This window comes from Lysobacter claricitrinus, from assembly GCF_045866565.1.
GTDB lineage: Bacteria > Pseudomonadota > Gammaproteobacteria > Xanthomonadales > Xanthomonadaceae > Cognatilysobacter > Cognatilysobacter claricitrinus.
Window position 1 is genome coordinate 899,382 of the sequence record NZ_BAAFZV010000002.1, and the last position, 14,702, is coordinate 914,083.

At 69.6% G+C, this 14,702-nt stretch carries 15 protein-coding genes; 6 read left to right on the forward strand and 9 right to left on the reverse strand.

Features of this window, described 5'->3' with window-relative positions:
- Positions 1–12: 12 nt before the first annotated feature.
- The 6 genes from ACKTTN_RS08995 to smc form a co-directional block, all read right to left on the reverse strand.
- Positions 13–225: a hypothetical protein gene (locus ACKTTN_RS08995; protein ID WP_407909511.1), complete on the reverse strand. Its 213-nt coding sequence runs from the start codon at positions 223–225 to the stop codon at positions 13–15.
- Between the two features lie 93 nt (positions 226–318).
- Complete coding sequence (locus ACKTTN_RS09000; RefSeq protein ID WP_407909512.1) at positions 319–510, reverse strand: hypothetical protein; 192 nt, start codon at positions 508–510, stop codon at positions 319–321.
- Positions 511–658: 148 nt separating this feature from the next.
- The gene (locus ACKTTN_RS09005; protein WP_407910056.1) at positions 659–1,102 is read right to left on the reverse strand and encodes a hypothetical protein; all 444 of its coding nucleotides are present in this window, start codon (positions 1,100–1,102) and stop codon (positions 659–661) included.
- 97 nt (positions 1,103–1,199) lie between these two features.
- Entirely contained in the window at positions 1,200–1,400 is a 201-nt protein-coding gene (locus tag ACKTTN_RS09010) for a PspC domain-containing protein (protein ID WP_407909513.1), read from the reverse strand.
- A 59-nt stretch (positions 1,401–1,459) separates the two neighbouring features.
- Positions 1,460–2,188, reverse strand: a complete 729-nt coding sequence (zipA, locus tag ACKTTN_RS09015) for a cell division protein ZipA (protein WP_407909514.1) — start codon at positions 2,186–2,188, stop codon at positions 1,460–1,462.
- A gap of 19 nt (positions 2,189–2,207) precedes the next feature.
- Complete coding sequence (gene smc, locus ACKTTN_RS09020) at positions 2,208–5,711, reverse strand: chromosome segregation protein SMC (RefSeq protein WP_407909515.1); 3,504 nt, start codon at positions 5,709–5,711, stop codon at positions 2,208–2,210.
- A gap of 139 nt (positions 5,712–5,850) precedes the next feature.
- On the opposite strand from smc, the gene ACKTTN_RS09025 reads away from it, so the two are divergent.
- Positions 5,851–6,618: a 6-phosphogluconolactonase gene (locus ACKTTN_RS09025; protein ID WP_407909516.1), complete on the forward strand. Its 768-nt coding sequence runs from the start codon at positions 5,851–5,853 to the stop codon at positions 6,616–6,618.
- Between the two features lie 34 nt (positions 6,619–6,652).
- Here ACKTTN_RS09025 and ACKTTN_RS09030 read toward each other — a convergent pair whose 3' ends face one another.
- Both ACKTTN_RS09030 and ACKTTN_RS09035 read right to left on the reverse strand, forming a co-directional pair.
- Positions 6,653–6,937, reverse strand: coding sequence for a BolA family protein (locus tag ACKTTN_RS09030; RefSeq protein WP_407909517.1), 285 nt, complete (start codon positions 6,935–6,937; stop codon positions 6,653–6,655).
- Positions 6,934–7,233, reverse strand: coding sequence for a YciI family protein (locus tag ACKTTN_RS09035; RefSeq protein ID WP_407909518.1), 300 nt, complete (start codon positions 7,231–7,233; stop codon positions 6,934–6,936). The genes ACKTTN_RS09030 and ACKTTN_RS09035 overlap by 4 nt, the downstream gene beginning before the upstream one ends.
- Before the next feature lie 288 nt (positions 7,234–7,521).
- Here ACKTTN_RS09035 and ACKTTN_RS09040 point away from each other — a divergent pair, with 288 nt between their 5' ends.
- The 3 genes from ACKTTN_RS09040 to ACKTTN_RS09050 all read left to right on the forward strand — a co-directional run bounded on the left by ACKTTN_RS09040 (position 7,522) and on the right by ACKTTN_RS09050 (position 11,286).
- Positions 7,522–8,439: a segregation and condensation protein A gene (locus ACKTTN_RS09040; protein ID WP_407909519.1), complete on the forward strand. Its 918-nt coding sequence runs from the start codon at positions 7,522–7,524 to the stop codon at positions 8,437–8,439.
- Positions 8,440–8,540: 101 nt separating this feature from the next.
- A complete protein-coding gene (scpB, locus tag ACKTTN_RS09045) occupies positions 8,541–9,545 on the forward strand; it encodes an SMC-Scp complex subunit ScpB (RefSeq protein ID WP_407909520.1) in 1,005 nt (334 codons plus the stop codon).
- The gene (locus tag ACKTTN_RS09050) at positions 9,538–11,286 is read left to right on the forward strand and encodes a pseudouridine synthase (protein ID WP_407909521.1); all 1,749 of its coding nucleotides are present in this window, start codon (positions 9,538–9,540) and stop codon (positions 11,284–11,286) included. Before scpB ends, ACKTTN_RS09050 begins: the two co-directional genes overlap by 8 nt.
- Positions 11,287–11,372: 86 nt before the next feature.
- On the opposite strand, the gene ACKTTN_RS09055 is transcribed toward ACKTTN_RS09050, so the two are convergent.
- Positions 11,373–13,157, reverse strand: a complete 1,785-nt coding sequence (locus ACKTTN_RS09055) for a 3-hydroxybutyrate oligomer hydrolase family protein (RefSeq protein ID WP_407909522.1) — start codon at positions 13,155–13,157, stop codon at positions 11,373–11,375.
- Positions 13,158–13,252: 95 nt separating this feature from the next.
- Between ACKTTN_RS09055 and ACKTTN_RS09060 the strand changes: the two genes are divergently transcribed.
- On the forward strand, positions 13,253–14,032 hold the full coding sequence (locus tag ACKTTN_RS09060; RefSeq protein ID WP_407909523.1) for a 3-hydroxybutyrate dehydrogenase: 780 nt from the start codon (positions 13,253–13,255) through the stop codon (positions 14,030–14,032).
- A complete protein-coding gene (locus tag ACKTTN_RS09065; RefSeq protein ID WP_407909524.1) occupies positions 14,032–14,697 on the forward strand; it encodes a response regulator transcription factor in 666 nt (221 codons plus the stop codon). Before ACKTTN_RS09060 ends, ACKTTN_RS09065 begins: the two co-directional genes overlap by 1 nt.
- The last annotated feature ends 5 nt before the right edge of the window (positions 14,698–14,702 follow it).

The following is a 14,702-nucleotide window of genomic DNA, read 5'->3' on the forward strand; positions in this document are numbered from 1 at the left end:
GGGTGCGACGATCTACGGCGCGCCGCGCGTCATGCTGTCCGGCGTGCTCGCCACGTCGAGGCCGCATGCGCAGATGACGCGTTCCGATACCGCGGCGTGGTCGAACTCGGCGATGCGCGCGATGAATTCGTCGTGCCCGGCGGTTGCGTGCTGGTGACTGCACGGCGACGCACCGTCGGCATGCCGTTCGACGACGATCGCCGTCGTCGCATCGGCCTTCGCCATGTCGTCGGGAGTCCGCACAGGTCGCCTCGCGTCGCGCCGCACCGCGCGGCGTTCCGACCGTAGGCGCGGCGGGGTCAAGGCAGGGTGCAGGCGCTAGACGGTCGCGTGCCCGGTGGCGAGGCGGATCAGCTGCTCGCCGGTGTCGCGCCGGACCACCGCGTACGACTGCCGGTCGATGTCGGCCAGCACGCGGTGCCAGATCGGGTCGTCGATCGGGCAATCGACATCGAAGCGTGCGACGAGGGCCAGCGGCCCGTGCCGGCCCTGCGCGTCGCGCGAAGCCACAAGGCAATCCGGGACGAGCACGTAAGCGCCGTCCGGTCGACGATAAGCCTTGAACTCCACGCCGCCTCCATGTCGCGTTGCGCGACGCAGCAGCCCCTCGACCGAAATTACGCGCGGGCTGTTACTGCCGCACGACCGCTCGTCGGCGTCAGCGGCGGCCGGGCCATGGCGCGGGCCACGGCCACCAGCCCCGACCGGTCGCGGCGAAGCGGTCGGCGGCGCGCTCGAACCGGTTGCGCACGCCCACGCCGCCGCACGCGAGATAGACCGGCAGGAACAGCGGACCGAGCACGAGGTACTGGTAGACGTGCGCGCGCTCGTGCAACGCCAGCGACACCGCTGGTTCGGCGCCCCAGCCCGCGGCGTGCGCGTATGTGGCGCAGGAAACGTCGAGGTCGTCGCCCGTATGCAGGATCACGTTGCCGATGGTGATGGCCCCGCCCGGACCCCAGGGCCAGCGATGGAACACGCAGGCGAGATCACGTCGGCGCAGCGTCGGCCGCGCGCCGAAGGCCATGCCCACGGCACCCAATAGCAGGCCGACAAGCGTGTTCGGAAGCGCCCAGATCACGCCGGGCACGACGGCGATCATCGGCAAAGGCAGGGGCTCGACCGCGACGGCGTGCGACGACGCGCGTACCGGCCCGCGCACGCCCTCGGCGGTTTTCGCGGGACGCGCCATCGCGCGGTCAGGTGCCCTCTTCGGGCATCACCAGCCAGGCGATCAGGTAGACGAGGATGCCCGGGAACGCGGCCGACAGGCACGACACCAGCACGTAGATCACGCGCAGCAGCGTCGCGTTCCAGCCGTAATGCCGCGCAATGCCGCCGATCACGCCGGCGATCATTCGGTCATGTCGGGAACGGAAGAAGCCGGTCGTGGTCGCCATCGCAAACCCCTGTGGATGCGAAGAAGTCTAGCGCTCGCGCGTGAGCGAGCTGTAGCCGCTTACCAGCGCGACGGACGCGTCAGCGGCGGCGCTTCGCGCTGGCGGTCGTAGGCGCGCAGCTCGTCGCGGATGTGCGCGATGCGCTGCCGCGCGATCGCATTGCGCTGCTCGTCCAGCACGACGCCGTCGAGAAGCTCGGCCATGCGTTGCGCGGTCGGCAGCATGGTGTCCCATGCATCGAGCGCGGCGACCGGCGCCGGCAGCGTCAGGAAGAACGCGATCGCGGGCGTCTGCAGCTCCTGGATGTTCGCCATGTCGAAGCTGCCGGGCTTCATGATGTTGGCGACGCTGAACACCGGGCCGCGCTCGGGATGGTTCTCGATCAGGCGGTGGAACACGCCCATATGGCCGTAGACCAGCCCCGCGCGTTCGGCCGCGACGACGATGTCCGAACCGCTCAGCGACTGCCCGGCGCGCGCGGCCAGATACAGCGTCACGATCTTGTCGAACTCGTCGGTGGTGCGCTTGCCGAGGTCATCCTTCGGCGTCGACGCCGTATGCGAGTCGAGGTCGAGCGATTCCTGCGTCGGCTCGATATCGGGGTCGCCCTCGCCGAGTTCCGCCGCGAGCTGCTCGCCCAGCGTCGGCTCGACGCGTCGGCCATCGCCATCGCGCGGGACGCGGCGTCCCTGCCCCGGCTTCTTCGGTCGCCCGAAGAAGACGATCGCCGCGATCAGTACAACGCCCGCGACGAGGATCCAGATCCGCAGCATCGCCATGTCCGACATGCAGTGCTCCGAGGTTCGGTCAGGCCGCGCCGGCCAGGCGCGCGGCTTCGGCGAGGTCGACGGACACGAGGCGGCTGACGCCCGGCTCGCGCATGGTGACGCCCATGAGCTGTTTCGCCGCTTCCATCGTGACCTTGTTGTGGGTGACGAACAGGAACTGTACCTGCTCGCTCATCTCGTTGACCATCGCCGTGAAACGGCCGACGTTCGCTTCGTCGAGCGGTGCGTCCACCTCGTCCAACAGGCAGAACGGCGCCGGATTCAGGCGGAAGATCGCGAACACCAGCGCGACCGCGGTCATCGCCTTCTCGCCACCCGACAGCAGCGAAATGTTCGACACGCGCTTGCCCGGCGGGCGCGCCATGATCGAGACGCCGGTGTCGAGCAGGTCTTCGCCGGTGAGTTCCAGGTAGGCGTGGCCGCCGCCGAACAGGCGCGGATACAGCTCCTGGATGCCGGAGTTGACGCGGTCGAACGTGTCCTTGAACCGGCCACGCGTCTCGCGATCGATCTTGCGGATGGCTTCTTCCAGCGTTTCGAGCGCGGTAGTGAGGTCGGTGTTCTGCGCGTCGAGGTAGTCCTTGCGCTGTGCGGCCTCGGCGTGTTCGGCGATGGCGGCGAGATTGACCGGTTCGAGTCGACGAAGCTTGCCGTCGAGTTCGGCGACCGTGCGTTCCCACGCCTGCGGCTCCATCTCGTCGGTCAGCGTCGCGGTGACTTCCTCGAGCGAGAACCCCGCTTCGACCACGCCTTCGGACAGCTGCTCGGCCTTGAGCGCCAGCGCCTGCAGCTCCAGGCGACGCTGGCCAATGGCTTCGCGTTGCTGCAACGACTGCTCGTCGCGCTGCTGGCGGATCAACTCGTGCCCGCGCAGTTCGTGGTCGATGCCGTCGACCGCCGTGCGCGCGGCGGTGAGCTTCTGCTCGGCGAGCACGCGCTGCTCGAGCGCGACCTGGCGCTGCGTTTCCAGATCGCGCACCGGCGCGTCGCCGTCGGCGAGCTGCTCGGCGAGCTCGCCCAGCCGCGAGTCGAGTTGCCCGCGCTGGCCGGACATGCGATCCAGTGCCTGCGTCAGGCCTGACAGCTGTGCGCGCTGCGATTCCACCGTCAGCGCCAGCGCGTGCGCGGCATCTCGTGCTTCGCGTGCGGCGTTGCGGTCGGAATCGCGCGTTTCGGTGAAGCGGCGACGCTCGTTCTCCAACTCGATCCGCGCATCTTCCAGTTCGGACATGCGGACGACCGCGTCCTCCTGGTTGCTGCGTGCCAGCCGGCCCTGCTCGCGGGCCGTTTCGAGCGTTTCACCAAGCTGCGCGAGCTCGCCATCGATTCGCTCGATGCGACCACGCGCGGCGTCGACGCGGCCCTGCTGGCTCTGCAGCTGGCCGCTGAGTTCGCTGACCGCGCGGTGCGCCATGTACAGCGAGCGCTGCGCGTCTTCGCGATGCTGTTCGGCGACGAGCAACTGGTCACGCAGTTCTACGAGCAGCGCTTCGAGCTCGCGCTCGCGAACCACAAGCGATTCGATTTCGGCGCGCAGCGACTGGATCTCGCGCTCACGCAGCAGCGCGCCCTGCGTCGCCGAACTCGCGCGAACCACCTGCACCCAGCCGGCGCCCAGGCGTTCGCCACTGCGGGTAATGACGATGTCGCCGGCAGGCAGCGTCGCGAGAAGACGCAGGCCCGAATCGACGTCGTCGGCGCCGTGCACGCGCGACAGCATCGTGCGGATCGCCGACGGGCCTTCGACATGCGACGCGAGCGAGGTCGACGGAACGCCATTGCCGTCCCGGTCGTTCCCGACCAGCGCAAGGCGGCCTTCGCCCAGTTGCCCGAGTTCGGCCGCAAGGCTTTCCGGACGTTCGACCAGCACGCCTTCGATCAGCTGGCCCAGCGCGATCTCGACCGCGGTTTCCCAACCATCGTCGACCCGCAGCGCTTCGCCGACGCGATCCGCGTCCTGCAGGCCGTGCGACCGCAGCCAGTCCATGGCGCGGCCCTGTTCCTGGCCCAGCGCCGCGGCTTGCAGCGCTTCGAGGCTCGACAGCCGACCGCGCGCCGCCTGTGCCTGTTTGCGCACGTCGGCCAGCTGCGTCTGCGTTTCGCGCTGGCGTTCCTGCAGCGCGGAGCCGACCTGCTTGCGGGTGTCGAGTTCGCCGGTCAGCGTGTCGACCGCGAGCTTCTGCGTTTCGAGTTGCTCGACGATCGCCGACGCCGATTCGGCGAGCGCATCGATGTCGAGGCTCGCGCGCTCGTTCGACAGCGCTTCGCGACGACGCTCGGCGTCGAGCGCCATGCGATCCAGGCCTTCGATCCGCGTGCGTTCCACGTCCGCCGCGCGCGCGGCTTCGGACTGCGCGCGAGCGTGGGCGTCCCAACGCTGCTGCCAGTCGGCAAGCCTGGCCTCGGCATCGCGCAGCGCATCGGTGCGCGCGATCTCTTCCTCGCGCATGGCTTCGAGACGCGGCTCGTCGTTTTCAAGCGCATTGCGCAGCGCATCGAGGCGCGCCTGGTCGCTGCCGATGTGGCTCGCGATCTCCGACAGCTGCGCGAGCGCTTCGTCGCGCGCACGCTGCAGGCGCGACGACATCTCGCGCTGGTGCTGGATCTGCTGTTCGACGCGTGCCAGCGCGCCGCTCACTTCGTAACTTTCAGCCTGCGCGCGCGACAGATGCTCGGCGGCATCTTCGCGCTTCAGGCGGCCTTCCTCGAGCAGTCGCTCGGCTTCGCGCTGTTCGGCGATGAGCTGCTGCAACCGCGTTTCCTGCTGCGACAGCTTTTCGCGCTGCACTTGAAGCTTGCGGTCAAGCGCGCGGAATTCCAGCGCCTTCCACTCGGCGTCGCGAACGCGGCGCTCGGCCTGGATCGCCTGGTACTGCTCGGCCTGTCGCGCCTGTCGGGCCAGGTGCTGCAACTGCTTGCCGACTTCCTCGCGCAGGTCGTTGAGGCGGTCGAGGTTCTCGCGCGTGTGGCGGATGCGCGTCTCGGTCTCCTTGCGGCGCTCCTTGTACTTCGAGATGCCGGCCGCTTCCTCGAGGTAGACGCGCAGGTCTTCCGGTCGCGCCTCGATGATCTGGCTGATCATCCCCTGCTCGATGATCGAGTAGCTGCGTGCGCCCAGGCCGGTACCGAGGAACAGGTCGGTGATGTCGCGTCGACGGCACTTGGTGCCGTTGAGGTAGTACTGGCTCTGGCCGTCGCGCGAGACCACGCGCTTGACCGAGATTTCGTTGAACGCGGCGAATTCGCCGGTGATCGTGTGGTCGCTGTTGTCGAAGATCAGCTCGACCATCGCCTGCGACACCGGCTTGCGCGCGGACGAGCCGGCGAAGATGACGTCGGTCAGCGAATCGCCGCGCAGGCGGCTGGCCGAGCTCTCGCCCATCACCCAGCGCACGGCGTCGATGATGTTCGACTTGCCGCAGCCGTTCGGGCCGACGACGCCGGTCATGTTGCCGGAGAGATGGAGGGTGGTCGGGTCGACGAACGACTTGAAGCCCGACAGTTTGATCGTGGAAAGACGCATTCGGCGAAGCGGCCTCTGGCGTGGCTCGGGCGCGCACGAAACGGCGGCACCCATGCGGCTCGCGAGTATAGCGGCGTGAAAGCAGGTGGTCGGGCCGGCCACTCCGTGCCGCCGCATGCATGGGGGGCACGAAACCTGCATGATCCGGGGCATGGTCTTCGGAGCGCCGGCCGGTCCGCCCCTCACCGAGCGCCTGCCCGACCCGGCCGGCGGCGGGCCACTGCATGTCCATCGCGACGCCCATGTCTGGACCTGGGCCGCGGCGGTGGCCATCGCCGGCGAACTTCGCCGCGACCTCGAGCACCACGCGCGCTGCCGACTGCTCGTGTCGCCCAGCGATCGCGTCGCGCCGGTCTTCCACGCGCTGGCGCGTGCACCGCTGGAATGGGAACGCGTGGACGTCGGCCTGGTCGACGAACGCTGGCTTCAGCCCGACGACCCCGACAGCCATGCCGCCGCGCTGCGCCGCCACCTGCTTGTCGAGCACGCCGCGGTAGCGCGCCTGGAGCCGCTGACACTGGCCGGGCGTCGCCTGGAAGACGCGGTCGCGATCGCCAATGCGCACGCGCGCCAGTTGCCGAACGTCCTCGTGCTGACGATGGGCGACGACGGCCACATCGCCGCGCTGTTCCCCGATTCGCCCGATTACCCGCGCGCGCTGGAGTCGAAGCAGGACTACATCAGTCTCGATGCATCCTTCAGCCCCGATGCCGGGCCGTGGACGCGCCGCATCACGGCTACGCCGCTAGGCCTGTCGCGCGGGATGTCGCGCATTCTTCTATTGCGCGGTGAAGTGCAGCGCCGGCATTTCGAGGCCGCGATGGCTTCGACGGACCCGATGAGTTCATCGTTGACTGCGGTCCGGCTCGCTGGCGGCGAGCCGTTGCAGGTCCACTGGTGCCCCTGACGGGGTTTCACCGCCGCGTTGCGGCACTCATCAGCTAGCGACCACCGGCCTCGACCGGCGTGCGCGCCTCGATCGACAGCGCGTGGATGTCGGTAGTCATAAGGTCGCCGAGCGCGGCATATACGGCGCGATGCCGCGCCACCGAGGGCATACCGTCGAAGCGATCGCTCACCAGCGTCACCCTGAAATGCCCGCGCCCGTCGCGCGCACCGGCGTGGCCGGCGTGCTTGTGGCTCTCGTCGACGACCTCGAGTGCGTCGGGCGCGAATGCGACTTCGAGTGCGCTGCGGATCGCGGCGGGGCGATCCGCCGGGTTCACGGCAGCACCTTGCGGAACGGGCGGACGTCCACGGATACGTAGACGCCGGCTTCGAGGTAGGGGTCGGCCTTCGCCCAGGCCTGCGCGGCTTCGAGCGATTCGAATTCCGCGATGATCAGGCTGCCGCTGAACCCCGCCGGGCCCGGATCCTCGGCGTCGATCGCCGGACAGGGGCCGGCCACGAGCAGGCGGCCGGCGTCGCGCAGCGCGTTCAGGCGCTCGAGGTGGCGGGGCCGCGCTTCAAGCCGGCGCTGCAGCACGTCCTGTCCATCGCGCGCGTCGATCACGTACCACATGGGTCGGCTCTCCCGGAAAAGACCGCGATTCTACGGGTCGCGGCGGGGCTGGCTGGACAGCATCGCCCCGCGCCCGTAGGCTTAGGTCCGTCCGTCGACCTGCCCTGCAGGCGACAGCCGCGGTGGAGCCCCCGCTCCCACGTCCGGCATTCCGATCGCGCAATCCGTCTGCCCGCCGTCCGGCGCGCGTCGCCCCGCATCGTTTTCCGCAGTCCGCGTCACCGAAGGGCCGGCCCAGGCCGCCCGATCCGCAGTGTGCTGTGCCAGGCCCGGAGGGGCCGGTCCCGAATGACCGACGATCTCGCGCCGCAGGCGTCCGAGGACAATCCGCCAGAACCGGCTCCGCCGGCCCGACCGCAGCAGCAGGAAATGCCGCTCGCGGTGGTCCATGGCCAGCCCGTGCTGCAGATCCCGCAGGACCTCTACATCCCGCCGGACGCGCTCGAAGTCATCCTGGAAGCGTTCGAAGGCCCGCTGGACCTTCTGCTCTACCTGATCCGCCGCCAGAACCTCGACATCCTCGACATCCCGGTTGCGGACATCACGAGGCAGTACGTCGAATACATCGGCGCGATGCACGAAATGCGGTTCGAGCTCGCGGCCGACTACCTTGTCATGGCCGCGATGCTCGCCGAGATCAAGTCGCGCATGCTGTTGCCGCGCGTCACGAACGAGCAGGGCGAGGAAGAAGATCCGCGCGCCGAACTGGTGCGCCGCCTGCAGGAGTACGAGCGCTTCAAGAAGGCGGCAGAGGACATCGATGCCCTGCCCCGCATGGAACGCGACACCGGCGTCGTGCAGGCGCACGTGCCCGAGCGCGCGGCGATCCGCCTGCCGCCGCCGGTGGATCTGAAGGAAATGCTGCTGGCGCTGCGCGACGTGCTCAAGCGCGCCGAGCTGTTCACCCAGCACGCGATCAAGCGCGACGCACTGAGCGTTCGGCAGCGCATGGGCGAGTTGCTCGAGCGCCTCGCCGACGGCGGCTTCCATCGCTTCGAATCGCTGTTCGATCCGGTGGAAGGCAAGCTCGGCGTGGTCGTCACCTTCCTCGGCATGCTCACGCTCGCCAAGGAACAACTCGTCGAGATCGTGCAGGAAGAGACACTCGCACCGATCTACGTGAAATCGCTGGCGATCATGAAGGACCCGGCGGAGATCGAACTCTCGAGCGAGTTCGATACCGACGCGGCGAACGACGGCGCATGACGTCCGACGTCGAAACGCCTGGTGCACATCACGGCGACGCCGACGCGGCGCGCCACGGGGAAACCGGAGGCGTTGGCCTCCGCGAGTCACATGGACCCTCAATGGATCAAACGCTGATCAACCGGATCATCGAGGCGGCGCTGCTGGCGTCGAACCAGCCGCTGTCGCTGGCGCAGCTGCGCGACCTCTTTCCCGAGGACCAGCCGGCACCGAACGGCATGATCGAAGCCGCCATCGAACAGTTGCAGGCCGATTGCGCATCGCGCGGCGTCGAGCTGGTCGAGGTCGCCTCGGGCTTCCGTTACCAGGTGCAGGCCGACGTACACGGGTGGATCGCACGCCTGTGGACCGAGCGGCAGACGCGTTACACACGCGCCACGCTGGAGACGCTCGCGCTGATCGCCTACCGCCAGCCGATCACGCGTGGCGAGATCGAGCAGGTGCGCGGTGTGGCGGTGAGCAGCAACATCATCAAGGCGCTCGAGGAGCGCGAATGGATCCGCGTCGTCGGCCATCGCGACGTTCCCGGCCGCCCCGCGCTGTTCGGCACCACCAAGGGCTTCCTCGACTACTTCGGGCTCAAGCGTCTCGACGAGCTGCCGCCGCTGTCGGAACTCAAGGACATCGGCGAGCTCGAGCCGCAGCTGCAGTTCGACACGGTCAGCGGCGTTGCGCCGGCGATCGCGGTGGGCGGCGTCGGTGACGAGGCACCGGCCGACAACGACGCCGGCGAGCCCGGCGACGCGGCGAACGACGATGGCGAGCCGGGTGACGCGGACGTCGCGACGGATGCGTCCGTCGACGCCACCGCCGCGGACGACGCGCACACTGACGCCGCCGACGACGACGTCGCCGACGAAAACGGCGACGAGGGCGACCTCGACTTCCGCCGCGAGCGTCCCATCCAGTTCGACGACAGCGATGTCGACGAAGACGAAGACGAAATTCCAGACGACGCCGAAGGCGACGTCGGTCCCGAAGCCGCGCCGGGCATGCGCGCGGTACACGAGAACGATCACGAGCAAGACAACGCCGTCGAGACGACGACCGTTCCCGACACAACGACCGCGTCGAACGATGCGGCGGAGTCAGATGACCATGAGTGAAGACAAGGGCCGCAAGCTGACGCTGCGGCGTGAACAACCCGCGACACCCGCGACGCGCCTCGAAGAGCGCCTGCACAAGGTGCTCGCGCAGGCCGGCCTCGGTTCGCGACGTGCGCTGGAGCAGCGCATCGCCGACGGGCTGGTGAAGGTGAACGGCGAGACCGCGACGGTGGGCATGTCCATCGGCGGTGGCGACAAGGTCGATATCGACGGTCGCCAGTTCGTCGCCAGCGCGCTGACCGAGCCGCCGCGCGTGCTGATGTACAACAAGCCCGAAGGCGAAGTGACCACCCGCGAAGATCCCGAGGGTCGCCCGACGATCTTCGAAGCGCTGCCGCCGCTGAAGGGCGCGCGCTGGATCGCGATCGGCCGCCTCGACATCAACACCACCGGCCTGCTCCTGCTGACCACCGACGGCGAGCTGGCGAATGCGCTGATGCATCCGTCCAAGGAAGTCGAGCGCGAATACGTCTGCCGCGTGCGTGCCCCGGAAGGCGAGGAAACCGTGCCGGACAACATCGTCGAGCGCCTCGCGCGCGGCGTTGCGCTGGACGACGGCCCGGCCAAGTTCGACGAGATCGAGAAGATCGGCGGCAGCGAGTCGCACGACTGGTTCCGCGTCGTCGTCAAGGAAGGTCGCAACCGCGAAGTGCGTCGCCTGTGGGAGTCGCAGGGGTGCCAGGTCAGCCGCCTGAAGCGCGTGCGCTACGGCGGTGTCGAGCTGCCGCGCGAACTGCTTCGCGGGCAGTCGCAGGAACTGCCGACCGCGCGCGTCGAACAGCTGCGCACGGATCTCGGCCTGGAAGACGGCGCACCGTCGGCGCTCACGCTGCAGCCGGTGATCGGCCAGCGTCGCGCCGGCAAGTCGACCATCCATTTCTCCGGCGAGCGCACGCAGAGCGGTTACGTCGGTGGCCAGAACACGGCGGACGAAGGTCGCGAGCTGCGTCGCTTCGATCATGTTCGCGAAGACCGCGGTCGCGGTCGTGGCGGCCCGCGCAAGCACGGCGGCCTGACCGTCAGCGGCGAGGCGGCGGCCAAGCAGGCCAACCGTCCCTTCAAGCAGCGCCCCGACAAGGGTGCGCGCGCGCTGCCCGAGGGCAACCCGGCCGCCTTCCGCACGTGGTACGTGCCGGACGGTGTCGAGACCGGCCCGAGCGGGCATCGCAATCCGGACGGCGCCCGCGGCCGCAAGCCGTACGGCCCCAAGTCGGGCGGCCCGCGTCCCGGTGGCGCACCGGGTGGTTTCCGCAACGATCGTTCGGGTGATCCGTCGGGCGGTCGTCCCGGCGGTGGTCGCCCCGGTGGCGGTGGACGTCCGGGCGGCGGCTTCGGCGGTGAGCGTGCCGGCGGTGGCAGCCCCTACGGCGGTGGCGGTGGTCAGCCGGGCGGTCGTCCCGGTGGTGGCGGTCGTCCCGGCGGTCCGCGCGACGATCGTGCGGGCGGTGGCGGCGGCCCGTACGGCGCCGGCGGCCCGCGCAAGCCGGGCGGCCCGAAGCCGGGCGGCCAGCGCTCGCATCCGTACGGCCATCCGGCCAGCGCGCCGAGCTTCCCGTCCGACCATGCGAACCCGGGTGCCGGCGGCTACGACCGTCCGCGCGGCCCGCGTCCGCAGCGATCGGGCCCGCCGCGCTCCGGTCCGCCGGGTGGCGCACCGCGTGGTCCGCGCCCCGGTGGCGGCGGACGACCCGGCGGCGGTGGTCGCCCGGGTGGCGGCGGCAACCGCGGTCCGCGTACCTGACATGAAACGGCCGCCCAAGGGCGGCCGTCTTCTTTGGAGCTGCGGTGCTTCGACGACGCATCGCGCGTCATCGACTGATCGACCGGTTACGGCGTTGGAACCGCCAGATGGCGCGCGGTGAGTTCGGCGTCGGTGCCGCGCGGCGTCGTCTGGATCAACGCATCCCCGGGCATCGCCGCGCCTTCGTACAGGTGCGCCCAGGTGCGATCGAGCGCGGCATACACGTACGGCAGCAGCGGAACGTAGCGCGCGCCGACCGGGGGCAGCTGCAGGAACGCGTCGAAGTGTTGCGCGTTGCGCACCTGCCAGAAGCGCACGTCGCGACCCGCCGCGCGCGCGGCCTGCACGTAGGGTGCGCTGGTAAACGCGACGGGGATCAACCCATCGTCGGTTCCGTGCACCACGGTGATCGGGATACCGGCGCGCGGTAGCGATGCATGCGTCTCGCGAATGCCGGCACGCACGCGGCCGGCCGCGTCGCCCGTGCCGGTCCAGAGACCGCGCAGGCAAAGGAGTGTGTCGATCGGCGCCTTCTTCGGCGGCAGCAACACTACGCCCGCCCCGGGCGGAATGCCGCTGGCGTCGGCCCACCATGCGGCACGTTCGGCATCGGTTGCTGCACGCGGCGCGCCGTTCGCATCGATCGCGCCGAAGGTGAATCCACACGGATGCGCGTCCGGTCCGAAACGCCCGTAGGCCGACGCGTACGTCGCCGCGATGGATTTCCACAGATCGAACGAGACGCTCAACCCGCCCGAGCGCAGCGCGTCGTCGGTCCAGCCGCGTGCGCGCAGTTGATCGTAGGCGTCGCGCGCGCGGTCGGCGTCGGTTGCGCCTTTGACCAGCTTGGCATCCGCGATCTCGCCGCACTTCGGCCCGGCGGTCGGCGGCAGCGGCACCTGCAGGTGACCGAGCGCGCACGGCATCAGCAACGCCGCCTCAGTGGTGATGTCGTACAGCGTGGGCGCATCGCCGGCGTTGACGTTCGGCTCGCCGGCGACGACCGCGTCGAGCCAGTCGCCATCGAGCTCCGCCGCGCGCAGCACGGCGCCACCGCCGTTCGACACCGCGACGGCGATGACCGTCGTGTTGTCGAAACGGAATGGCGCCTGCGCGGGGAACGCGTCGTCGAGCGCGTTCAGTGCGAACTCGGCGGCCTGCTTCACGTGCAGGCCCCAGTCCTTCTCCGGGTTGTCGCCGGAGTGCGCGTGCTTGAACGCGATGCCGTGGCCCGTGCGCTGCGACGGCTCGAAGGCGAGCGGCGCGCTGCCCGCCGCCTGCACGGTGCCGTCGAGCGCGATGCCCTGCCCCGCGTCGAGATCGAAATAGTCGGTGCCACCGCCCTTGTCGGTGTACGCGACGGCGCAACCCTTCGGCAGGCCCCACGCGCCGGCGACGCTGATCGCGCCGTACACGCCGCGCGAACCCGACGACGGCGCGACCACGATGCAGCGTCGCTTGGCATCGAACGTGTCGGGCACCTGCACTGCCACGCGATGCGGCTGCGACGCGCCGGGCACGCGCGCGAACGTCGCGTATTCGCGACCGGGCACGTTGGCGGTCGAGCCGTACAACGTGCCGTACCCACCCGCCGGCGTGAGATCGGCGATGCCGTGCCAGTTCGACCAGATCGCGCGGCGGCGCAGTTCGACTGGCGTCGGATGCGTCGCGTCGGCGAAACCCGGCGCGGCTGCGCGCAGGCCCGCCAGCCCAAGGCCTGCGGTCAACAGGTCGTCGCCGTCACGATGCGTGGTGACGCGGGGTTGGGCGAAGGCGTCCATCCGGGTGTCCTGTCGAAGACTCGCGCAGCCGGTGGCCAGTGCCACGGCGCCCGCGCACAGCAGCGTGGCGAAGGATCGGGTCGTGTTCATGCCACCACCCTAGCAAGCGGCCGACGGCGCGGCATCGTACGTTCGTACCACGCGGCGGTCGCCGCGCATTGGTAGGCTGGGCGCAGGAGGACTCCATGACCCAATTCATTTCGACGCCGCGCTGCGTGCTCGTTACCGGCGCCGGCAGCGGCATCGGCGCGGGCATCGCGACGGAGCTCGCGCGCGACGGCCACCACGTCATCGTGACCGACCTGTCGGCCGACGCCGCGCGCAGGGTCGCGCAGGCGATCGGCGACGAAGGCCACAGCGCCGAAGCGCATGCACTCGATGTCACGTCCGACGACAGCGTCGCCAGCGTGCTCGCCGCGGTGTCGCGGCCCGTCGACGTGCTGGTCAACAACGCGGGGTTGCAGCACGTATCGAAGCTCGAGGATTTCCCCATGGAGAAATGGGAACTGCTCGTGCAGGTGATGCTGATCGGCGTCGCGCGGCTCACGCGCGCGGTGCTTCCGGGCATGCGAGAACGCGGCTTCGGGCGCATCGTCAACATCGGTTCGATCCACTCGCTGGTGGCCAGCCCGTTCAAGAGCGCGTACGTCGCCGCCAAGCACGGCCTGCTCGGTTTCTCGAAGGTGGTCGCGCTGGAAACCAGCGATACCGACATCACCATCAACACGATCTGCCCCACCTACGTGAAGACGCCGCTGGTCGACAAGCAGATCGCCGACCAGGCGAAGACGCGCGGCATTCCGGAATCGCAGGTCGTCAGCGAGGTGATGCTGAAGCCGATGCCCAAGGGCGTGTTCATCACGTTCGAGGAACTGGCCGGCATCACCGCGTTCCTGATGTCGTCGGCGGCGCGCAACGTCACCGGCCACACGATCGATGTCGACGGTGGCTGGACCGTCCAGTAATGCCTGCGCTGCTGATCGCCGACGACCACCCGCTGTTCCGCGCCGCCCTGCGCGGCGCGGCGCGCGATGCTGTCGACGGCTTGATCGTGCACGAGGCGGATTCGCTCGACGGCGTGCTCGCCGTGCTCGAGCGCGAACCCGACATCGACCTGGTGCTGCTGGACCTGCACATGCCGGGCAATCACGGTCTCGCGGGCCTGGCTGCGGTGCGTGCGCAATACCCGCACGTTGCGGTGGTCGTGGTGTCGGCGAACGACGACCCGCGCGTGGTGCGCCGCGCGCTCGACCATGGCGCGGCGGGTTACCTGCCCAAGAGCGCCGGGCTCGATGAACTGCGCGATGCCATTCGCGCCGTGCTGGCTTGCGAGCAATGGTTGCCGGCGCCGTTGCGTGCGTCGGTGGCGCGTACGCAGAGTTCGTCGACCGACGCCGATCTCGCTGCACGCCTTGCGAGCCTGTCGCCGCAGCAGTTCCGTGTGCTTACGCTGGTCGCGCAGGGCCTTCTCAATAAGCAGATCGCCGATCGCCTCGACGTGCAGGAACGCACGGTGAAGGCCCACCTGTCGGCGATCTTCGAGCGTCTCGGCGTGCGCAACCGCACGCAGGCAAGCGTGGTGCTGCGCGAACTCGAACTGAGCGACCCCGCGCGATTCGTCGCGTCGTAAACGTC